Raw genomic sequence first — 19661 nt, 5'->3', positions numbered from 1 at the left:
TCCCTGCTCAGGCGAGATCGCGAACGCGCTCGTACCACCGGCGCAGATTCTTGTAGCCGTCGGTGAGCGCGAAGTTGTTGGGAATCAGCGACAGGAAATAGAACGGATGAAACAGCGAGGCATCGGCCAGCGTGAAGCCGCCGCCGAGTACGAAATCCTTGCCCGTCATCTGCGCGTCGATCATGCGGCAATAGCCCGCGAGCGTCTCGCGATGCGTCCCCGCGCTCTCACGCATCTTCGCCGTCGTCATCCCGATCAGCTTCTCGCGATTGGCCTTGAGCTTCTCATCGGGCACGCCGTCAAGCAGATCGGGAATCGTCAGGAAGAGAATCGGCGTGAACAAAGTGTTATCGGCCCAGTTGTCGATGATCTCGCAGAGGCCGAGCATCCCGGGCGGGATCACCGCCGGCGCCGGCACCTTGCGCTCGAGCCACTTGATGATATCGACCGAGTTGTAAACCACCTCGCCGTCCCATTCGAGCACCGGCACGCGTGTCCATGCACCCTTGGTCACTGCGAGCAGGTTGGTCTTGTCTTCGAAGTGGCAGTCGATCGGATTCCACTTGAGCTTCTTGAAAGTGAGCACGCGCCGCACCTTCTCGGTGAACGGCGAGATTGGATACTGATACAAATTGATCTGGCCCATACGCTCCTTCGGCAAGTCTCTCGATTAGATTCGCGCAACGGTCATCGCGACGGAAACCTCGTCGCGAATAAGCTGGCGGATATGGCATCCGCGCTCGGCGACTTCGACCAGCTTGTGCAGCCGCTCGTCATCGGCGCCGGTTTCAACTTTAAGTTCAACTTGAATTTCCTTGACGTGGCCCTTTTCGTTGGCCGTGGCATGAACCGACGCGCGGCCGAGCTGGATTTTGCGCACGCGCGCCGCGACTCGCAACGACATCAGCAGGCACGATCCCAGCGCGCCGAGAAATGATGACACCGGATCGGGGCCGGTCGCATCCTCGCCGTCCAGCGACCATCGATGCCCGAGGTAGCTGATCGACGTGCGCATCGAATCGCCAATCGCCTCGACGAGGACATCACGATGGCGTCCCGCCGCTGCTTGATTCAAAGCAGTCGACACGCCGAGAAAATCGGGAGCTTCAAGCAGCGCTTTAACTTTGGTCGTGAAGCGCGAGGCGGTCGCGCCGTCGATTCCGCGATGGTCGTAGGCGATCGCGATCTGCATCGCAGGTCGTACCTCGGCGCGGCCGTCGATCGCCAACACCTCGTCGCGAATCGCGCCGACGAACATCAGCGCCGCCTGCGGCGCGAAGATCACGGGCGTGCCGTTCTCGACGCCGTAGGCGCCGAGGTTCGAGACGGTGAAGGTCGCCATCTCGAGATCGGCGGGGGCTAGCTGGCGCTTGCGCGCGCGCTCGGCGATCGCGGCGCTGCGCGAGCTCAGCCCGCCAAGGTCGAGCGTCTGTGCATCGTGGATGACGGGCACTAGCAGACCGTCGGGCGCATCGACGGCGACTCCCAGGTTGATGCGATCGTAGATCAGCATCTCGCCCTCGCTGTAACTCGCGTTGACGCGGGGATTCTCTTTGAGCGCGAGCACGGTCGCCATCAGGATAATGTCCGTGACGCTGACCTTCGTGCCCCCCGCGGCGAGGGAGCGGCGTGCATCGAGCGCGCGGCTCATATCGACGCGGACCATCTGCACGAAGTGCGGGACTTCGCTCCAACTGCGGGTGAGATTGCGCGCGCCGACGAACTGCACTCGCGTGAGCTTCTCGCGCCGCGCGGGCGCAAGCGGACCCGCCGGGGCCGCATGTGCCTGCGCGGCGGCAGCCTGCGGCGGCGAGGGCGCCGCGGCGCCGCCCTGGTGCGCGGCGCCGCCTGCGGCGGCGGCGCGCACGTCGTCCTCTGTGATCATGCCGTCGGGGCCTGAGCCCCCGACGGAGGCAAGGTCGACGCCGCGCTCAGCGGCGAGCCGCTTGGCGCGCGGCGACGCGAGCACGCGCCGGCCCAACGCGGGCGCGCCCGGACGCGGCGCCATCGGCGCCGCGGCTGCAGCCGGCGGCTGCGTCGGCGGCGCCGCCTTGGCGGCGCGCGGCGCGGACGCCATCAGATGCTCGCCTTCCTGCGCGATCTCGCCGAGCGGCTCCCCAACCTGGACGACCTCGCCCTCGTCGGCGATTCGCCGCGCGAGTACGCCCGCAGTCGGCGATTCTACTTCGACTTCTGCCTTGTCGGTTTCGACCTGGAGGATCGATTCCCCGAGACTTATCGTCTCGCCCTCCCGCTTGTGCCACTTGAGAACGGTCCCTTCGGTCATCGTGTGACCGAGCTTCGGCATCTGGATAACAAACGGCATAACTGATTTCGCCCGCGCGGCTCAGCTCAGGAGTTCGCGGCAGGCGGCATAAATTTTCTCCTCGCTGGGAATCACGAACTTCTCGAGCACGGTCGAGGTCGGCACCGGAACATCGGGCATCGCCACCCGCTTCAGCGGCCGATCGAGATATTCAAGCGCCTCCTCGAGCAGCATCGCACCGATCTCCGCGCCGACGCCAAGCGTCTTGTAAGTCTCCTCGGCGACAACGATCTTGCCGGTCTTTTTCACCGACTCGATTATCGCGGGACGATCGAACGGATTAAGCGAGCGCGGATCGATCACTTCGACCTCGTGCCCTTCCCTGGCCAGGCGCTCCGCCGCCGCAAGCGCTTTCGGCACCATCGCAGAGTACGCAACGAGCGTGAGCGCATCGCCTTCGCGCCGAATCGCAGCCTTGCCGAGCGGCACGATGTAATCGGGATCGTCGGGAATCTCGCCCTTGGTCGCGTAGAGCAGCTTGTGTTCGAAGTAAAGCACGGGATTGTCATCGCGAATCGCGGCCTTCAGCAGACCCTTCGCGTCGGCCGGTGTCGAGGGCGTGACGATCCTGAGACCAGGCGCGTGCATGAAGAATGCCTCGGGGCACTGGCCGTGCTCGGGACCGACTCCTGCCGCGCCCGACGGGCATCGCACTACCAGCGGCACCTTGTACGCGCCGCCGTGCCCATAGCGCCACATCCCGGCTTTGAGCACGATCTCGTCGCCGGCGGTAAACAGGAAGTCAGCGAACTGCAGCTCGACGATTGGCCTGAGGCCCGTGAGCGCAGCGCCCACCCCGGCGCCGACGAACGCGTTCTCCGAGATAGGAGTGTCGAACACGCGCTCGTCGCCGAACTGCTCCTTGAGGCCCGCCGTGATGCGGAAGATACCGCCGAAGTTCGCAACGTCCTCGCCGTAGAGGATCACCGTCTGGTCGCGGCGCATCTCCTCTTCGATCGCTTCCTTGATTCCCTGTGCGTATGTGATTGTTCGCATCGTCGCGCTCCGTGCCTAGGCGTAAAGGTCTTCGAGGGCGGTCTCGGGCTTGGGGAAGGGCTGCTTCTGCATGAACTCGACGGCGCGATCGATCTGCGTCTTCGCGTCGGCCTCGGCCTGCTGCTTTAGCGCCTCGGTCAGGATCTTTTGCTCCATCAGCTTATGCTCGAGCATGGAAATCGGATCGCGGCGCCAATGTTTTTCGACTTCCTCGCGCGAGCGATACGATTCGGGATCACCGATCCAATGTCCCCACAGCCGATAGGTCTTCGCCTCGATGAGCGACGGCCCTTCGCCCTTGCGGGCGCGCGCGATCGCCTCGCTCACGGCGTCGTAAACCTGGTCAACATCGTTGCCGTCGATCACCTTGCCCGGCATCGCATAGCCCTTGGCGCGCTCGGCGATATCTTTCACCGCGGTCGAGCGCTCGGTCGGCATCGAGACCGCCCAGCCGTTATTCTCGCACAGGAAGATGACCGGCAGTTTACGCACGGCGCAGAAGTTGGCGCTCTCGTGGAAGGTGCCGCGATTGCTGGTGCCGTCGCCAAAGAAGCACAGAACAACTTTGTCCTCGCCTTTGACCTTGATCGATAGCCCCGCACCGGTCGCGATCGGAAAGCATCCGCCGAGCGTGCCGCTTTCGCCGAGCACGCCGAGCTGCGGATAAACGACGCGCATCACGCCGCCCTTGCCGCGATTGGTGCCGCCCTCCTTGCACGCGAGGTCGCAGAGAACTTTCTCCAGCGGGATACCGCGCGCTACCCAGTAGGCAACGCCGCGATGCGCATAGAGCATGTAGTCGTCCTTGCGCAGCGCCGCGATCGCAGCGCACTGGAGCGCCTCCTGGCCGACGCCGGGATGCATGAAGCCGCCGACCTGGCCGGCCTTGATAAGCTCGGCGATCCGCTCCTCGAGCCTGCGGCTCAGGATGACTTTCTTGTAGATATCGAGCGCGAGATTTTTATCCATCGCGGTCTCTCCCCGCTTGAGATCCCGCCAAACGACTTCTCTCCGTTGGGGAAAAGTCACCTGTGCGGCTAAACGTTTGTACCCGATCGCTCAAGCTATCCGAGAGCGAGGGTTATCTACAAACGCGCCGGCGAGGCTGGTATTTCGCCGCGATCGCGCTAATAGGGAAGAACGAAGGAGCGCTGATCGATGAATAACCGCAAGGCGGGAGAGGTTATTCTGAAGTAGAACTCAACTGACGCGGCATTTGGGAGCATTCTTTATGTCCAACGCGGAAAGTCAGCCCAGATACAAAGTCATCGTCGAGAAAAACATTTCGATGCGGGCGCGCGATGGCGTCGCGCTCAGCACCGATATCTACCGGCCCGATGCGCCCGGGAAATTTCCGGTGCTCGTGGTGCGCACGCCCTACGACAAGAGCCAAGCGATGGCGCTCAACGAGAAGGATTTCTTTCCGCCGCGCGGCTACGCGATGGTTGTGCAGGATACGCGCGGACGCTTCGCGTCGGAGGGCGAGTTCCGGCCGTTCGTCGATGAAGCCCGCGATGGCTACAATGCGATCGAATGGGCCGCCGCGCTGCCGTTCTCAAATGGCCGCGTCGCAACCGTCGGCCAATCGTATCTCGGGCTTGTGCAGTATTTCGCCGCGACGCTCGCGCCGCCTCATCTCGTTGCGATGTGTCCCGTGTCGGGGCCGGTTACCTACTTCGAAAACTGTATCTATCGGCACGGCGTGTTCGAGCTCGGATGGATTCTCGCGTACACGAACTTCATGGCGCGCAACGTTCTCGAGCGCAAAGGAATTCTCGACGCCGAGCGCGCACGCCTCGACAGTTATCTCAAGAATCCCGCGATGCCGCTCTCCCAGTTCAGCATCGAAGCCTACAAGCATCTGCCGCTGAGTGATTGGGGCGAGCGGTTCAAGGCGGGCGCGCCGTATCTCGCCGACTTCATCGCAAACTCCAAGGAAGGCAGCTACTGGGCCGAGACCGACATGCGCCCGCTCGCGCGCAATATCACCGTGCCGATGATGCACACCGGATCGTGGTACGATGCGTTCCAGTACGACACGCTCACGATGTACACGCGCATGCGCGACCACGCGCAGAATGAAAATGCGCGCCGCGGCCAGCGCCTCGTGATGGGCCCGTGGGCGCATCTGCTGCCCTACTCGGTGCCGACCTCGCGCGGCACCGGCGATATCGATTTCGGGGACGACGCGAAGGTCGAGCTGCTCGCGATGCAGGAGCGATGGCTGCGGCATTGGCTCGATGGCACCGAGCGCGAGTTGCTCGACGAGCCTCCGGTCAGGCTCTTCGTGATGGGCGAGAATCGATGGCGCGACGAGCGCGAATGGCCGCTGGCGCGCACCGTTTATACCAAGGTCTTCCTGCACAGCCGCGGCCAGGCGAACACGCTCGGCGGCGACGGCGCGCTGTCATTCGCGGCGGCGGGCGAAGAGCCGGCTGACGAGTTCGTTTACGATCCGAACGATCCTGTGCCGACGCGCGGCGGCACCGCGCTCGGCCTCGCACCGGGCGTTTATGATCAAGCGGAACTTGAAAAGCGACGCGACGTGCTCGTTTACACGAGCGAGCCGCTGCCGCGCGATCTCGAGGTAACGGGACCGATCGCGATGAAGCTGCATGCGGCGTCGTCGGCGCCGGACACCGACTTCACGAGCAAGCTCGTCGATGTGCGGCCTGACGGCTACGCGCACAATATCGCGGAGGGCATCGTGCGTGCGCGCTTTCGCGAATCGAGTACGGCGCCGACGCCGATCACGCCGGGCCGCGCGTATGAGTACTCAATCGACATGTGGGCAACGAGTCACGTCTTCAAAGCCGGGCATCGCCTGCGTATCGAGGTGTCGTCGAGCAACTTCCCGCGCTTCGATCGCAACGCGAACACGGGCAACGACCCCGGCACCGATCGCGAGCTGAAAACGGCAAAGCAGACGATCCTGCACAACGGACAGCATCCATCGCACCTCGTGCTGCCCGTCATTCCGCGCTAGCCGCGAAAGACTCTCGGTAGCCTGTCCCGCGGCTGACGCCGCAGGCGGAAGCCGCAAACCGGGAGTGCCGCCAAAGGCGTCAGTCCCGGGAGAGGCTATTTCCAGACTGCGAATCAGTTGATGCGGAGCTTCAGCACTTCGAGGAAGCGATCTTTCAGCCGGTCGAAGGGGCCGTTGGACATGAAGATTGCGATGTCGCCTTTTTTGGCGTCGCGGAGCAGGTGTTCGAGGATTTCTTCGTTTGAAGTGCACGCCTCAGTTATGGGGCCGCGTTTTGTGATTTCGGAGGCGAGCACCTTTGTGTCGAGGCGGTCGCTCAACGGGATCGGATCGTTTTCCTTGAAATAGACGGGGCCCAGGTAGACTCTCGCGGCGCGATCGAATGCGCCTGCGAAGCCGCTTTGAAAAACGTTGCGGCGGGCGGAATTGGAGCGCGGTTCGAATGCGGCGATGATTCTGCGGGTGCCGAAGCGGTCGGCGATCGCGTCGAGAGTTGCACCGATCGCCGTCGGATGATGCGCAAAGTCGTCGATCACCGTGATGCCCGCCGCCTCGCCGATCACTTCCTGCCTGCGCACAACGCCGCCGAACGCCGCGAGGCCTTTGGCGATTTCAACCGGCTCGAGTCCGCTGGCCATCAGAAGCGCGAACGCGCCGAGCGCGTTGGCAACGTTCATCTTGCCGCCGATCGGTAGGGGGACGTTCCGCGCAATACGCTGGCTTTCGCGTTCGATATCGAAGTGCGCACCGCCTTCGCCGCTGCGGATGTTCGTTGCGCGATACTCACCGGAACTGAGTCCGTAGGTGATTCGCTTTGCGCGCGTGTCCTTGGTCGAGTCGAGCGCGTGCGGCGAATCGGCGCATACGACGAGCACACGCGAGGAATCCATTTGATCGGCGAGCGCGCGGAAGCTCGATTTCACGTGATCGAGATCGCGATAGATGTCGGCGTGATCGAATTCGACCGCCGTGACGATGGCGCCGAACGGATGGTAGTGCAGGAACTTCGGGCCTTTGTCGAAAAACGCGGTGTCGTACTCGTCGCCTTCGATAACGAAGTCGCCGCCCGCGCCCATGCGATAGTTCGAGCCGAAATCCTTCGCGAGCCCGCCGACCATCATCGACGGATCGCGGCCCGCAATTTCGAGGATGCGCGCGATCATCGACGTGGTCGTCGTCTTGCCGTGCGTTCCCGCGACCATCAGCACGCGCTTGTGGCGCAGGAAGAAATGCCACAGCGCCTCGGGCATCGAGAGGTACGGGATCGCCGTCGCGAGCAGTGCGACAGCTTCCTCATTGCTGCGCGGGATGACGTTGCCGACGACTACGAGGTCGGGGTTGGTATCGAGGTTCGCGGGACGAAAGCCCGTGATCACTTCGACCCGCGACGATTTCAGCAGCGACGCGGTCGGCTCGTAGAGCTGATTATCCGAACCGGTTACGCGAAATCCACTTTCTGTGAGCATGCCGGCGAGCGCGGCCATTGCGGTGCCGCCGACGCCTATGAGATGGACGTGCTTGACGGTCGCGGGCACGCGCGCGAGTCGTTCGGCCGATGAACTACTGGCTGGCATTCACCGTTTCCATGATGAGGTCGTGAATCTTCGGACGAAACTCGCGAATCGCCTGGTTCTCGCGCCGCGGATGCACGCGGTTGGTCAGGATCGTCACGGCGATCTCGCGCTCGGGCTCGATCCAGAGCGACGTGCCGGTGAAGCCGAGGTGCCCGATCGCGTTGGGTGAAAAATGGTTGCCCGAGCTGGAGCCGCGCGGCGACGGCGTGTCCCATCCGAGCGCCCACGTCGATCCTTCGACGGTCGTGTCGCGGGTCCAGAACTCGCGCACGATTTTCTGCGGCACGTAATCGGAACGGCCCGCGTAACAATCGATGAGCGCCTTGGCCATTTGATCGACATCATGCACGGGAGCAAAAAGCCCCGCGTGGCCGGCCACGCCGCCCATCGCGTATGCGTTCTCGTCGTCGACTTCGCCGACCAGCAGGCGCTTGCGCGACGGGCAAAGCTCCGTCGCCGCGAACATCTCGGGCACCGGTTCGAGCCGCCGCGAGCGCGAAAGCGAAATGTCGATGAAGCCCGTCGCGCGCATCTTCAGCGGACGAAACAGCTTGTCGCGGCAATAGCGATTGAGCGAGACGCTTGAGACTTTCTCGATCGCCTCGCCGAGCAGGATGAAACCCAGATCGGAATAAATAGCCTGCGTACCGGTCGGCGCTTCAAGCGTCTCGCGATGCACCTGCTCGTACACGAACTCCTTGGCGCCGTAACTCGCCATGAAGTTGACGCGGCCGCCGCGCTCGATCTGCATCGTGCGCTGGAAGAACGGACGCCACGCCGGCAGTCCCGAGCAATGCGCGAGCAGATGGCGGAACGTGATACTGTTTTTGCCGTGTACGCCGAAGTCATGAAACAGGCGCGTCACGCGATCGTCGAGGCGTAACTTGCCGTCACGCGCGAGCATCATGACGGCGGTCGTCGTCGCGAGCGCTTTGGTCAGCGACGACAGATCGAAGACCGTGTCGATTTTGATTGGCGAGCGCTCGGGTTCGAGCTGGCGAAAACCGAACGCGCCTTGGAAGGCGATATCGTTGCCGACGCGCACCACAACCACGGCGCCCGGTATGATGCCCTGCTCTACGGCCCGGTTAAACCCATCCTCAACATCCTTCCATCCCACCGCCGCCACCTCCTGCTAACTGAGCGCGGGTTCGATGAACTCCATCCGGCGCGCATTGCTGTCGAGCCTGACCCGCACGCCGAACGGCAGCGTGAAATTTTCGCTGCCGTGTCCCGCTTCTACGCCGCCCAGCACCGGGCATTTGAGCTCCCCGGTCTGGTCGGCGATGAAACGGGCCATCAGGCGTGCTTCCAGCTCGTTGCCCTCGACCGGCCGAATCGCGCCGAAGACGATTCCCGCGGCGCGTTCCATCGCGCCTGCCTGTCTTAGTTGTACTAGCATCCGGTCAATTCGGTAAGCCTTTTCGCCTACGTCTTCGATAAAAATAATACGCCCATCGAAGCTCGGCGCGAATGGGGTGCCGAGCATCGCCACGATTACGGACAGGCATCCGCCGATCAGCTCGCCCTCGGCCACGCCGGGCCGGATGATCTCACGCGCATCCATCGCGAACTCGCCGACCTCACCGGTGAGCAGCCCTTTCATGTGCTCGAAGGAACGCGTGCTGAGTCCGCGCGCAAGATCCATCGCGACCATCGGACCATGCATCGCGACCATGCCCGCCCGATCGACGAGCATGTTGAGCAAGAAAGTTTCATCGGAGAAGCCGACGAAGATTTTTGGCGTGCGTGCGATCGCGTCCCAATCGAGCATCGGCAAAAGCCGGCCGCATCCGTAGCCGCCGCGCGCTGCGAAGATCGCTTTCACTTCGGGATCGGCGAAATACGCCTGGAGCTCGCCGGCGCGCTCGCGATCGTCGCCGGCCAGCACGCCCGATCGCGCGAGCGCTCGCTCCGAAACTTTGACACGGAAGCCCATCGAGGCGAGCACGCCGACGCCGCGCTCCAGGTGCGTGCGCTCGACGGCCGCCGCGGGCGCGACGACGCCGACCGTATCGCCAGGGCTCAGATGCAGCGGCTTGTTGAGTCGGCGCTTCACGCGAGGATGCGAATACTAAAGCGAACGGCCCACGGCTGTCGCAACCGGGGCGAGCGCCTTCATCAGATCGGCAAAGACGTTCGGCTTGAGCTGCTGCGGACCGTCGGACAGCGCCGTCTCGGGATGCGGATGCACCTCGATAAGGAGACCGTCGGCGCCCGCTGCAACCGACGCCAGCGCCATCGGCGTTACGAGCGACCATAGGCCAGTGCCATGGCTCGGATCGACGATCACCGGGAGATGCGTCCACTGCTTGAGCAGCGGCACCGCGTTGAGGTCGAGCGTATTGCGCGTCGCGGTCTCGAAAGTGCGGATACCGCGCTCGCATAGCACGACGTTGGGATTGCCTTCGGCCAGGATGTACTCGGCGGCCATCAGGAATTCTTCGAGCTTGGTCGACATCCCGCGCTTCAGCAGGACGGGCTTGTTGGTGCGGCCGAGCCGCCGCAGCAACGAGAAGTTCTGCGCGTTGCGAGCGCCGACCTGGAGCATGTCGGCATGCTCGACGATCATTTCGATGTCGTGCGGGTCCATGATCTCAGTCACGACCGGCAGCCCGACGCGGCGTCCTGCAGCCTCGAGCAACTCGACGCCCTCGCCTTCCATCCCCTGGAACGAATAGGGCGAGGTGCGCGGCTTGAATGCGCCGCCGCGCAGCATATGAGCGCCCGCGCGCTTGACGCCATCGGCAGCGGCCTCGACCTGCTCTTTGCTCTCGACGGCGCACGGTCCCGCCATGATCGCGAGCCGCTTGCCGCCGATCTGGGCGTTGCCGACGCGAATAATCGATCCTTCGGGACGAACCTCGCGGGCAGCCAGCTTGAACGATCGCAGCACCGGCATCACGCGTTCGACGCCTTCCAGGGTCTCGAGATGCTGGAGCTGGTGCTTCTCCTCGCGCTCGTCGCCGACGCATGCGACGACGGTGCGTTCGACGCCGCGGATAATGTGGGCGCGGTAATCTAGTCCCTCCACCACCTGCACGATGGCCTGGATCTGATCCTCGGTGGCGTGGGCTTTCATTACGACGATCAAGCTGGATACCCTCCGGGAGACAGCCCTCTGCGCAATGGCAAGGGCCGGTGAACTCTAGTAATTACATATATTGACCGTTAAATCATCGGCTCTCGTGCGAACGCGCCGCGACGCCTCGTGATTGGAGACCAGCTTGCCACATCGCCCGCTGAGAATCGTTCATACCTCCGACGTGCACCTCGAGACCGACACCTATGGCTCGGGAGATCGCGGCAACGAGCTGCGCGAGCGCGTGCGCAACGCCTTCCGCAAGGTCGTCGACGTCGCCAACGAGCGCTCGGCCGACATGCTGCTGATCGTCGGCGATCTGTTCGATTCGGCGCGCGTCAGCGAGGAGGCGCTGGGCTTCGCGCTCAGCAATATCGCGCGGGCGCAGATGCCGGTGGTGATGATTCCCGGCAATCATGACGCGCACGACGAGCGATCGATTTACGCGCCGCTCGATCGCAAGATGCTGCCCGAAAATCTCCACCTGATTCTCGAACCCGAGGGGCGCTCGATTCATTTTCCCGAACTCGCAACGCACGTATGGGGCCGCGCGCTCGTCGAGCACTCACCCGAGTATCGCCCGATGCGCGGAGTGCCGGAGCCGATGCCCGATACGTGGAACATCGCGCTGGCGCACGGCTTCTTCATGGAAGAAGGCGAGATCGAGCGCTCGTCGCCGATCACGCCCGGGGACATCGAGGGCAGCCGCTTCGATTACGTCGCGCTGGGCCACGTGCACGTGCTGGGAGACGTATCGCAGGGGACCACGCGCGCGTTCTATTGCGGCACGCCGGCGCCGCTCTACGCGACCGAAAACGCGGGATGGGTGCTGTGGATCGAGTGCAATCCTGGCGAGCCGATTCGAATCGAAAAGCTGGCGGTAAGCGAGCCGTTGCGTTAGCACTCCAGTCTGTCCATCTGCAAAGATATGCGCGGTTCGCGGCGGCATGGCGCCATGTCGCCGAATTGAAATCGCCTTGACGTGAGGACGGATAAGTTTCCGCACGAAGCGAAATCGATGCGTTGACGATCCTGGGCGGCGGGCCAGCCGGCCTCGGCGTCGGCTTCTACGCGGCTCGCGCCGGGATCCCGTTTGCGCTCTACGAGAAGTCAGGCGCGCTTGGCGGGATGTGCCGGACGCTCACGAGCGGAGCGCATCGCTATGACTCCGGGGCGCATCGCTTTCACGATCGCGACGCGGAAATCACCCACGACATCAAGGAGCTGCTCGGCGACGAGCTCGTCAGCATCAGCGCGCCAAGCGCGATTTGGGACCGCGGGCGCTTCGTCGATTTCCCGCCGACGCCTATGAACGCGCTGATGTCGTCGGGGCTACGCGAGGCCGGCAAGATCGGCTTCGAACTGATTCGCACGCGTTTCGATTCGCGGCCGATGGTAAGCTTCCAGGATTTCGCCATCGGCACCTTCGGCGAAACGCTCGCGCGCCGCATACTACTCAATTACTCGGAGAAGTTGTGGGGGATGCCGGCCGACCAACTCGCGCCCGAAGTCGCGACGCGGCGGCTGCAGGGCATGAACCTGCGATCGCTGTTCGTCGAGCTGCTGTTTCCAGGGCGCAAAACCGAGCATATCGACGGGACGTTCCTCTATCCGAAAAGCGGTTATGGCGCGATCGTCGAGCGGATCGCGGGCACACTGCCGCAAGACTCGATCTTCACCAAATCAGACGTAACAAGGTTCGATTGCGACGCCGGATCGATCTCACGGATTCACTTTGCCGATGGCTCGCTATGCGAGCCGCGCGGGCGAATCGTATCGACGTTGCCGCTGACGCTGATCGTGCGGCTGCTCGGCGAGCGGATCGCGCCCGAGGCGCATCAGGCGGCATCGGAGCTGCGTTTTAGGCATATGCGGCTTTTCTTCCTGCGGCTTGCGCGGCCGAGCGTATCCGGCAACGCCTCGATTTATATTCCCGATCGCGAGTTCTGCGTGTCGCGCCTCTACGAGCCGCGCAATCGATCGGCGGCGATGGCGCCGGCGGGCGAGACCTCACTTGTGATCGAGGTCCCGTGCTTCACGGACGATGCGATCGCGACGGTCGACGAACTATCGCTCGCGAATCGCGTGATCGATGAGCTGACGAGCGTCGGGCTCATCAAGCGCGATGAGGTCGTGGAATGGAAGCATCACTTCCTCGCCAACGCTTACCCGGTTTATACGCTCGACTATGGCGCGCGCGTGGAGACGATCAAGGATGCGCTGGCGGCGGTGAGAAATCTCGATACGGTCGGCCGCGCCGGGATGTTTATCTACAGCCATCTGCACGACCAGCTTCGTTTCGGCAAGGATTACGTCGAAGAGCTGCTGCGGGCGCAGGCGGACACTTCGCTGACGGCGTAACTCAGGGCGTAACGCCGGCAGAGGGCCGGCGCAGCTCGGGGTAAATCGCGGCGAGGCCGCGCCACATCAGTTCGAAACATTTTCTGTCGCCCGGATCGATTGCGAAATCGTGGCTCTCGTTTTGCGTCATCCGCGCCGCGATCGGATCCGCGGGGTCGCTCACGATAACAATCAGCGTCGTGCTCGGCGCCTGGTCGCGAACCGCCCGCAGCAATGCGAGTGAATCGACCCCGTTCTGCGCGGGCACCGCCGTATCGACCATCACGAGTTCGGGCATCGCGGAGCGAAACAGGTTGAGCGCCTGAGCAGCGTTGACCGCCTCGGCGATGACGCTGCATCCGAGGCATTCCAGATGCATCCGCAGCATCTCGCGAACAGTGGAAGACGCGGTGGCGATCACCACACGAATCGGCGCTCGGGTCTGACCCATGATCAGCTATCACCTCGACGGAATCTCAGCCTCGCTCAGTAGAGCAAACGCCGGACCATCGACCTAGTGTAGTATTTTATAGCAGATTGTTGAGCGCGGCGACTCAGGCTGGAGGCAGTGCCGCTTCAGGATTGAAGCACCCCAAATAGAAACGGGGCCGGATTGCTCCGACCCCGCTGGCCCCCTCCCCCGGGAACGGATCGCTCGCTACGTTTAGCCCTTGGGCTTGAGCGTGAAGTTCGACGTCGCCGTGGCCCCGGCTTTCACATCGACCTTCTGATCCTGCGTGCCAAGCTTTTCTTGCCAGACTTCGATCGTGTAGTCGCCCGGCGGCACATCTTTGATCGTGAAGTTGCCCTTGTCGTCGGTGACGGCGTAGTACGGCGTATCGGTCACGTACCACCAGCCCTTCATCCAGCCGTGTGCGTCGCAGGTGACTTTGATCACCTCGGGCTGATCGACCTTCTGCGAGATCACCTTCTTGAACTTGGGCTGCGCCATGTTGAAGGAAGGATTTTTCTCCGAATAGGTATGGATGTTGTGCAGGATACCATCGTCATTGACGATCTTGACGGTGCTGCCGGCCGGGAACGCCAGCACGTGCGGCACGTAGTCGCATCCCTTCTGATCGAAGGTCACATCCGCGGGCTTGAGCGCACCCTTGGCGTCCTTAAGCACGACGACGGCGTTGGCGATACCACCGCTCGGATCGACGATCAGATCCTCGACGTAGTGAGGATGCAGTGCGCAGACGTCCTTGTCCTTGGTGATTTCGACCGATTTCTTGGCCGGTGGCGTGCCGTCCAGCTTTACCGTGCCACTGATGGTACCGCCGTCGGCAAAAGCCGGTGCCGCGCTCAGCGCAGCCACTGCGAGCGCAGTGACAACTGTTGCAATCTTTCTCATTACCTTTCCCTCCTGAGATGTCCCCCAAGACTTATGTTGGAACATGCTACTTGCTACTCACTTTCTGCGGCGGCGCCGCGGCAACCTGTCCGGGCAGTTGCTGGCCGGGATGCTCGCCAAACCAGAATATATAGTCGCGAATCGCGCGAATCTGCTGGTCCTGGTTGCCGCCGTAAATATCGTCGGGGCCGCCCGGATAGAACGACGGCATCTTGGTTCCCGGCTGCAGAGCGGGTGGATTGGCTATCCACTTGAGTATCCAGTCGGGATTGAGCCGCTGATGCGCCATCGCCAAATCGGGCGCCCATCCTGATTCCGGACCTTCGGGCTTCTTGTCGCCCTGCTGATGGCAACTGAAGCAGTTGAAATAGTCCTTCGACATCAACTTCTGACCGGCCTGCAGCTCCGGCGGCGGAATCAAGTTGGTATTGAGGAACATGTACGGCACATTCACGTCCGACATGCTCGTGAAGTAGTTCACGATCGTGTCGTCTTCGCCGTTGGTGAAATGGAAAGTCGGCATCCGGATCTTCAGCCACGGCCGGATCGGCGTCGGTCCCTGGAGGAAGGTGAACAGCCAGTTGGGCTGAACCTTGAAGCCTTCGCCGTTGAGTATTGGCGGGGCGAAGTTGATTTCGTCTTCCTTGTAGAAACGCCGCACGAAACCGCCGCGCTGCTCGACGATATGGCATCCGACGCAGTTATAGAAATTGACCATCTTGCGCCCGGCGACGATTTCCTGCTGCTCGGACTCGTTGCCCTTGCGGTATTTCTCGGGCACCGAGCCTTGAGTCAACGACGCCAGGAACACGACGATATTGTTGATATCGGCGTCGTCGAAGTCGAAGTTCGGCATCACCTGCTCGACGTCCTTGGTCTGGTAGATGCGCGGGTTATAGAGCTTATGGAAAGTCCATCCGTCCCAGGTCTCGGGAATATCGGTCACGTTGCCGAAAAACAGCTCGTCGAGATGCTTGGAGCCGAAAGTGGTGAGCTCGACGCCGATGCGCGACTCGTGGTCCATCCCTTCGATCTCGTGACAGCCGAAGCATCCGTACTTGCGCACCAGCGCTTCGCCCTTTTGGACGTTCGCGGGATCCTTGAGGGCGACATCGACGCCCGCGTCTTCCTTCTTCTCGCCGTGCGTCATCAGGAACGCGGTGAGCGCCTCGGCCTCGTGGTCGGAGAGCCTCAGCGACGGCATCGCCGTATGTGGTGAGAAGTCGCGCGGATTCTTGAGCCAGGTGTAGATCCACTGCGGCCCGGTCTTCTCGGCGATCTTGCTCAGGTTGGGCGCGAAGTCCTTGGTCGTGCGCGAAATGTCAGGCTTGAAGTTGTCAGGGTCGCCGACCGGGCTGCCGAACTTGTCGGGATCGATCGCATGACAGCCTTTGCATCCGACGGATTCGAAAAGTCCCTGGCCTTCTTCGATGAAAGCGGGATTCTTGATGTCGACTTCGAGCGTCGCGGGCTCGGGATGCGCCTTCAACCAACCGACTCCATTCTTCTCCGAACTGTTGAAGAGGTACGCCGCGATCTCAGTCGCCTGGTCGCGCGAGAACATGAAGTTCGGCATGCGCGTATGCGGCCGGAACTCATGCGGATTCGTGATCCAGCGCACCGTCCACGACGGATCGAGCTTGGCCGACGCGAGCTTCAGGTACGGCCCGATCTTCGGCATGTCCTCGTAGCCCGCGACCAGATGGCATCCATGACAGCCCATCTGCTCGAACATCCTCTCCCCTTCAACCCAGTTGACGGCGATCTGCTTGCCGTCCTTGTTGCGCAGCGAGCCGACGTCGACGTGGCACTTGATGCACCGCGATTGCATCTTGTCGCCGCGGAGCAGCGGCGTATCCCAATCGGGATCGTCGCCGTGGGCGAGGCGGACGGAGCTGACCGCCGGGCCCTGGCCGTCGTGACAGGGAGTGCATCCGACCTTCTCCGGCGGATGCTTGAGGATGATCTCGGCGAAATTAGAGTGGGTCTGGAACGGATGCGGCGCGTTCTCGAAGCCGCGCTTGTCCGCCCCCATGTGACAGCTCTGGCATCGATCGACCCGCGAGATCGCTTCGTCGAACGCGTTGCGATCGTAATCCTCGATCGCGGTCTGCTGGATTTTCGGAATCTTCGGATAGCTGAAAACGGTGACGCCGCCGAACTTGACCGGGATCACCCAGGCGTTGGCCTTGTCGATAAAATCGTCGCGCTTGGTATTGAGCTTCTTAAGCTGATCGGTGGTGCTGTCGACTTTCGCGTTGATCGCGTCGATCTGATCCTTGACCGCCTGGACGTTGGCTTTCGCCTTGTCAGAGATGAGGTTCTCCTGCGCAAGCTCGGCGGTGAGTTGATCGAGCCTGGCCTTGTACTCGGTCGCGTCCTGCTTTTCCTGGATCGCGCGATTGTAGTCGTACATGTACTCGGTCATGTTCGACTTGGTGAAACGCACCGCCTGGTCTTTTTCATCGGCAGTGACGTTGAGGCTTTTCAACTGCGAGTTGAGATCGGCGAGCTTGGCCGCGGTCTCGCCCGAATCGACCTGCTTTTGCGCCTCGGCCAGCTCCTTGTTGAGCTTGATGTATTCGGGATCGGCGTTGAGGCGCGCCTGCTCGTCGGCCGCATCCTTCATGTACTTGTTGTAGGCGATGTGATCGAACTCGACCTGGTATTGCTTCCACGGCCGCCGCGAGATGTTGTCGTCCCAGATCGACCACACTGAAACGACCAGCAGCAGCGCGACAATCAGGACGAACAGCGCACTGAGAGATTTGCTTTCTTCGGTGGGATCAAGCCCCGCTCTGCCAGCCATCGATCTCCGCTACCTCACGCCGCGCCAACGGCGCTCACGATTCGTGTCCCCAAAAATGCTCGACCACATAGCCGGCAAGAAACACCAGGATGCCGATGCCGGTGAACTCGTACTCCTTGCCCATCCCGTGAGGCTGAGTGACACCCACGAGGAGCGCGAAGCCGACGTCGGCGAGCCCGATCGCCTGCAACACTTTTGCAAAGATGAACACCGCGCCACGTCAAATGTTAATCCAGGGTGTGACGAGGATGTATTTGATGTTGAGCGCGTGCCGCAGCGCCATCTTGATGAACACGCCCGCCATCGCAATCAGCAGGAAGCCGGTGATACCGAAGCGGACCGGTCCCCACTTCTCCATGATCTCTTTGCCGCCGCCCGGAAACGCTGACCAGGGATCGTTGGCCGGCCGCGAGCGCACCCATAGGTAGAACGCGGCGTATCCCACCACGAAGTAGCCGCCGATACAGGCAAGGCCGAAGAGCGCCGCCAGCGTGTAGTCGCGGATTCCGACCATGTACGGCAGATCGACGTTGGTCAGCGCCTCGACCAGGTGCGGGTCCCACACCTGTCCCGGCCAGAACCAGTTCCATCCCGGGCCGCGAAAGAACGTTCCTATGATGATGAAAGACACCCACAGCACGTGGAACCCGATGATGAAGGTCAGGATCTCGAACCATCGCTCGCGCAGGGTGTAATAGCCGTTGCCCTTTGGATTGATGTCGAGATACGGAATCAGCATCAGGCCCACGATGATGAACGTCGGCAGCACGACGCCGGCATACCAGGGGTCGAAAAACACCAGCATCTCCTGGAGACCCAGGAAGTACCACGGCGCCTTCGACGGGTTCGGCGTGCGGGTCGGATTGGATGGCTGCTCGAGCGGCGCGTTCAGGGTCAGCGACCAGATCGTCAGGATGATGATGACGAACATCGAGATCAGGAATTCGTTGCGCACCAGGAACGGCCAGGTGTGCAGCTTTTCCTCGACGCCGCCGCCAGCTTTCTTTATCGGAACTTCGATACGCTTGGAGCCCGGCGCTTGTTTGCGCGCCGCGCCGCCGCCGCTCGGCGCTCCCGCCGCGGCCGCGCGCATCGGGACGCCCGAGTATCCGCTTCCGTCTTCACTTGCCATGGTTGAAGCCCTGCGTTCGGTTCAACTCGAAAGTTTCTACGCGCGATTCTCGCCGTCGTCGTGCCATTCCGGCGGCTCTGCCATGCGATACAAAAAATAAACCACCAGTCCCATCACAATCGGCACCGAAAGCACGCGCACGATGCCCAAGTGCAGGATGTAATTGATCAGGTCTCCCATCAGCTACTCCCTAGAGGGGACCAGACATGCCGTCGCGGCGAATCCGCCAGAAGTGAACCGCCATGAAGATGCTCGCCAGCAACGGAAAGAAGATGCAGTGCAGGATGTAGAAACGGAGCAGCGTATGCGGCCCGATTTCGGCGCCGCCGAACAGGAATGCGCGCGCATCGTAAACGGGGTTGACGCCCAACACCTCGTGGAACGGACCGCCGTGTCCAAGCAGCGGCATCGCGCGCGCCATGTTCGAGCCGACCGTGACCGCCCAGATCGAAAGCTGATCCCACGGCAGCAAGTAGCCGGTGAATGACAGCAACAGCGTCAGCACCAGCAGGATTACGCCGATGACCCAGTTGAATTCGCGCGGCGGCTTGTACGATCCGGTCATGAAGACGCGGAACATGTGCAGCCAGACCGCGATCACCATGCCGTGCGCCGCCCATCGATGCATGTTGCGCATGAGCATCCCGAACGGCATGTCGAACTCGAGATACTTCATGTCGGCGTAGGCGTATTCCGCCGTGGGCCGGTAATAGAACATCAAGTAGATGCCGGTGATGACGGTGACCAGAAACAAGAGGAACGTGATCCCGCCCATGCACCACGTAAAGCGCAGGCGCACAGTATGTTTCTGCACTTTGGACGGATGCAGATGCAGCCAGACGTTGCCCGACACCATCAGGATACGGTTGCGGGGCGTGTCCTCGTAACCGTGCCTGAAAATCGACTGCCAGGCTTGCGACTCGACTATCTGTCGCTTGATTTCATCCCAGTCAATCTTTGCCATCCCCTAGCAAACTCCCCAGGAACTCGCCCTCGCGCGCGATGATTCAGTTCTTTCGATCGCAAACGATCCACATATTCAGAAGAAAATCACCCTGC

The 19661-nt window shown here is 62.2% G+C and carries 18 protein-coding genes; 3 read left to right on the top strand and 15 right to left on the bottom strand.

Translation table 11 applies throughout. The features are described 5' to 3' along the window. Positions 1-7 precede the first annotated feature (7 nt). From VMA09_13395 to VMA09_13380, 4 genes are read right to left on the bottom strand one after another with little or no spacing between them, the layout of a single operon-like run. Entirely contained in the window at positions 8-646 is a 639-nt protein-coding gene (locus VMA09_13395; protein ID HUA34597.1) for a glutathione S-transferase family protein, read from the bottom strand. 24 nt (positions 647-670) lie between these two features. After that, positions 671-2326, bottom strand: coding sequence for a 2-oxo acid dehydrogenase subunit E2 (locus VMA09_13390; protein HUA34596.1), 1656 nt, complete (start codon positions 2324-2326; stop codon positions 671-673). Between the two features lie 21 nt (positions 2327-2347). After that, a complete protein-coding gene (locus VMA09_13385; GenBank protein ID HUA34595.1) occupies positions 2348-3322 on the bottom strand; it encodes an alpha-ketoacid dehydrogenase subunit beta in 975 nt (324 codons plus the stop codon). Between the two features lie 15 nt (positions 3323-3337). Beyond that, on the bottom strand, positions 3338-4291 hold the full coding sequence (locus tag VMA09_13380; protein ID HUA34594.1) for a thiamine pyrophosphate-dependent dehydrogenase E1 component subunit alpha: 954 nt from the start codon (positions 4289-4291) through the stop codon (positions 3338-3340). A 262-nt stretch (positions 4292-4553) separates the two neighbouring features. Here VMA09_13380 and VMA09_13375 point away from each other — a divergent pair, with 262 nt between their 5' ends. Beyond that, on the top strand, positions 4554-6308 hold the full coding sequence (locus VMA09_13375) for a CocE/NonD family hydrolase (GenBank protein ID HUA34593.1): 1755 nt from the start codon (positions 4554-4556) through the stop codon (positions 6306-6308). Between the two features lie 113 nt (positions 6309-6421). Here VMA09_13375 and VMA09_13370 read toward each other — a convergent pair whose 3' ends face one another. The 4 genes from VMA09_13370 to aroF are packed head-to-tail and all read right to left on the bottom strand — an operon-like array spanning position 6422 to position 10964. After that, positions 6422-7882, bottom strand: coding sequence for a Mur ligase family protein (locus VMA09_13370; protein ID HUA34592.1), 1461 nt, complete (start codon positions 7880-7882; stop codon positions 6422-6424). Beyond that, entirely contained in the window at positions 7869-9002 is a 1134-nt protein-coding gene (locus VMA09_13365) for a serine hydrolase domain-containing protein (GenBank protein ID HUA34591.1), read from the bottom strand. The genes VMA09_13370 and VMA09_13365 overlap by 14 nt, the downstream gene beginning before the upstream one ends. 15 nt (positions 9003-9017) lie before the next feature. Next, the gene (locus VMA09_13360; protein ID HUA34590.1) at positions 9018-9941 is read right to left on the bottom strand and encodes an LD-carboxypeptidase; all 924 of its coding nucleotides are present in this window, start codon (positions 9939-9941) and stop codon (positions 9018-9020) included. A gap of 15 nt (positions 9942-9956) precedes the next feature. Next, positions 9957-10964: a 3-deoxy-7-phosphoheptulonate synthase gene (gene aroF / locus VMA09_13355; GenBank protein HUA34589.1), complete on the bottom strand. Its 1008-nt coding sequence runs from the start codon at positions 10962-10964 to the stop codon at positions 9957-9959. 145 nt (positions 10965-11109) lie between these two features. On the opposite strand from aroF, the gene VMA09_13350 reads away from it, so the two are divergent. Continuing rightward, a complete protein-coding gene (locus VMA09_13350; GenBank protein ID HUA34588.1) occupies positions 11110-11865 on the top strand; it encodes a DNA repair exonuclease in 756 nt (251 codons plus the stop codon). Positions 11866-11987: 122 nt separating this feature from the next. Then, the gene (locus tag VMA09_13345; GenBank protein HUA34587.1) at positions 11988-13325 is read left to right on the top strand and encodes an FAD-dependent oxidoreductase; all 1338 of its coding nucleotides are present in this window, start codon (positions 11988-11990) and stop codon (positions 13323-13325) included. Between the two features lies 1 nt (position 13326). Here VMA09_13345 and VMA09_13340 read toward each other — a convergent pair whose 3' ends face one another. The 7 genes from VMA09_13340 to VMA09_13310 form a co-directional block, all read right to left on the bottom strand. Next, positions 13327-13755: a response regulator gene (locus tag VMA09_13340; protein ID HUA34586.1), complete on the bottom strand. Its 429-nt coding sequence runs from the start codon at positions 13753-13755 to the stop codon at positions 13327-13329. A gap of 213 nt (positions 13756-13968) precedes the next feature. After that, the gene (locus VMA09_13335) at positions 13969-14661 is read right to left on the bottom strand and encodes a carboxypeptidase regulatory-like domain-containing protein (GenBank protein ID HUA34585.1); all 693 of its coding nucleotides are present in this window, start codon (positions 14659-14661) and stop codon (positions 13969-13971) included. Between the two features lie 46 nt (positions 14662-14707). After that, positions 14708-17470 (bottom strand): c-type cytochrome, encoded by a 2763-nt coding sequence (locus VMA09_13330; GenBank protein ID HUA34584.1) that lies wholly within the window; start codon positions 17468-17470, stop codon positions 14708-14710. A 34-nt stretch (positions 17471-17504) separates the two neighbouring features. Beyond that, entirely contained in the window at positions 17505-17681 is a 177-nt protein-coding gene (locus VMA09_13325; GenBank protein ID HUA34583.1) for a hypothetical protein, read from the bottom strand. A gap of 9 nt (positions 17682-17690) precedes the next feature. Continuing rightward, entirely contained in the window at positions 17691-18602 is a 912-nt protein-coding gene (locus tag VMA09_13320; GenBank protein HUA34582.1) for a hypothetical protein, read from the bottom strand. 36 nt (positions 18603-18638) lie between these two features. After that, on the bottom strand, positions 18639-18782 hold the full coding sequence (locus VMA09_13315) for a hypothetical protein (protein HUA34581.1): 144 nt from the start codon (positions 18780-18782) through the stop codon (positions 18639-18641). Between the two features lie 10 nt (positions 18783-18792). Then, positions 18793-19566, bottom strand: coding sequence for a cytochrome b N-terminal domain-containing protein (locus VMA09_13310; protein ID HUA34580.1), 774 nt, complete (start codon positions 19564-19566; stop codon positions 18793-18795). Between the last annotated feature and the right edge of the window lie 95 nt (positions 19567-19661).

Source organism: Candidatus Binataceae bacterium (genome assembly GCA_035508495.1).
Classification (GTDB): Bacteria; Desulfobacterota; Binatia; order Binatales; family Binataceae; genus JASHPB01.
Note: the sequence above shows the minus strand (reverse complement) of the source record. Positions and strands in the feature narration are given on the sequence as shown.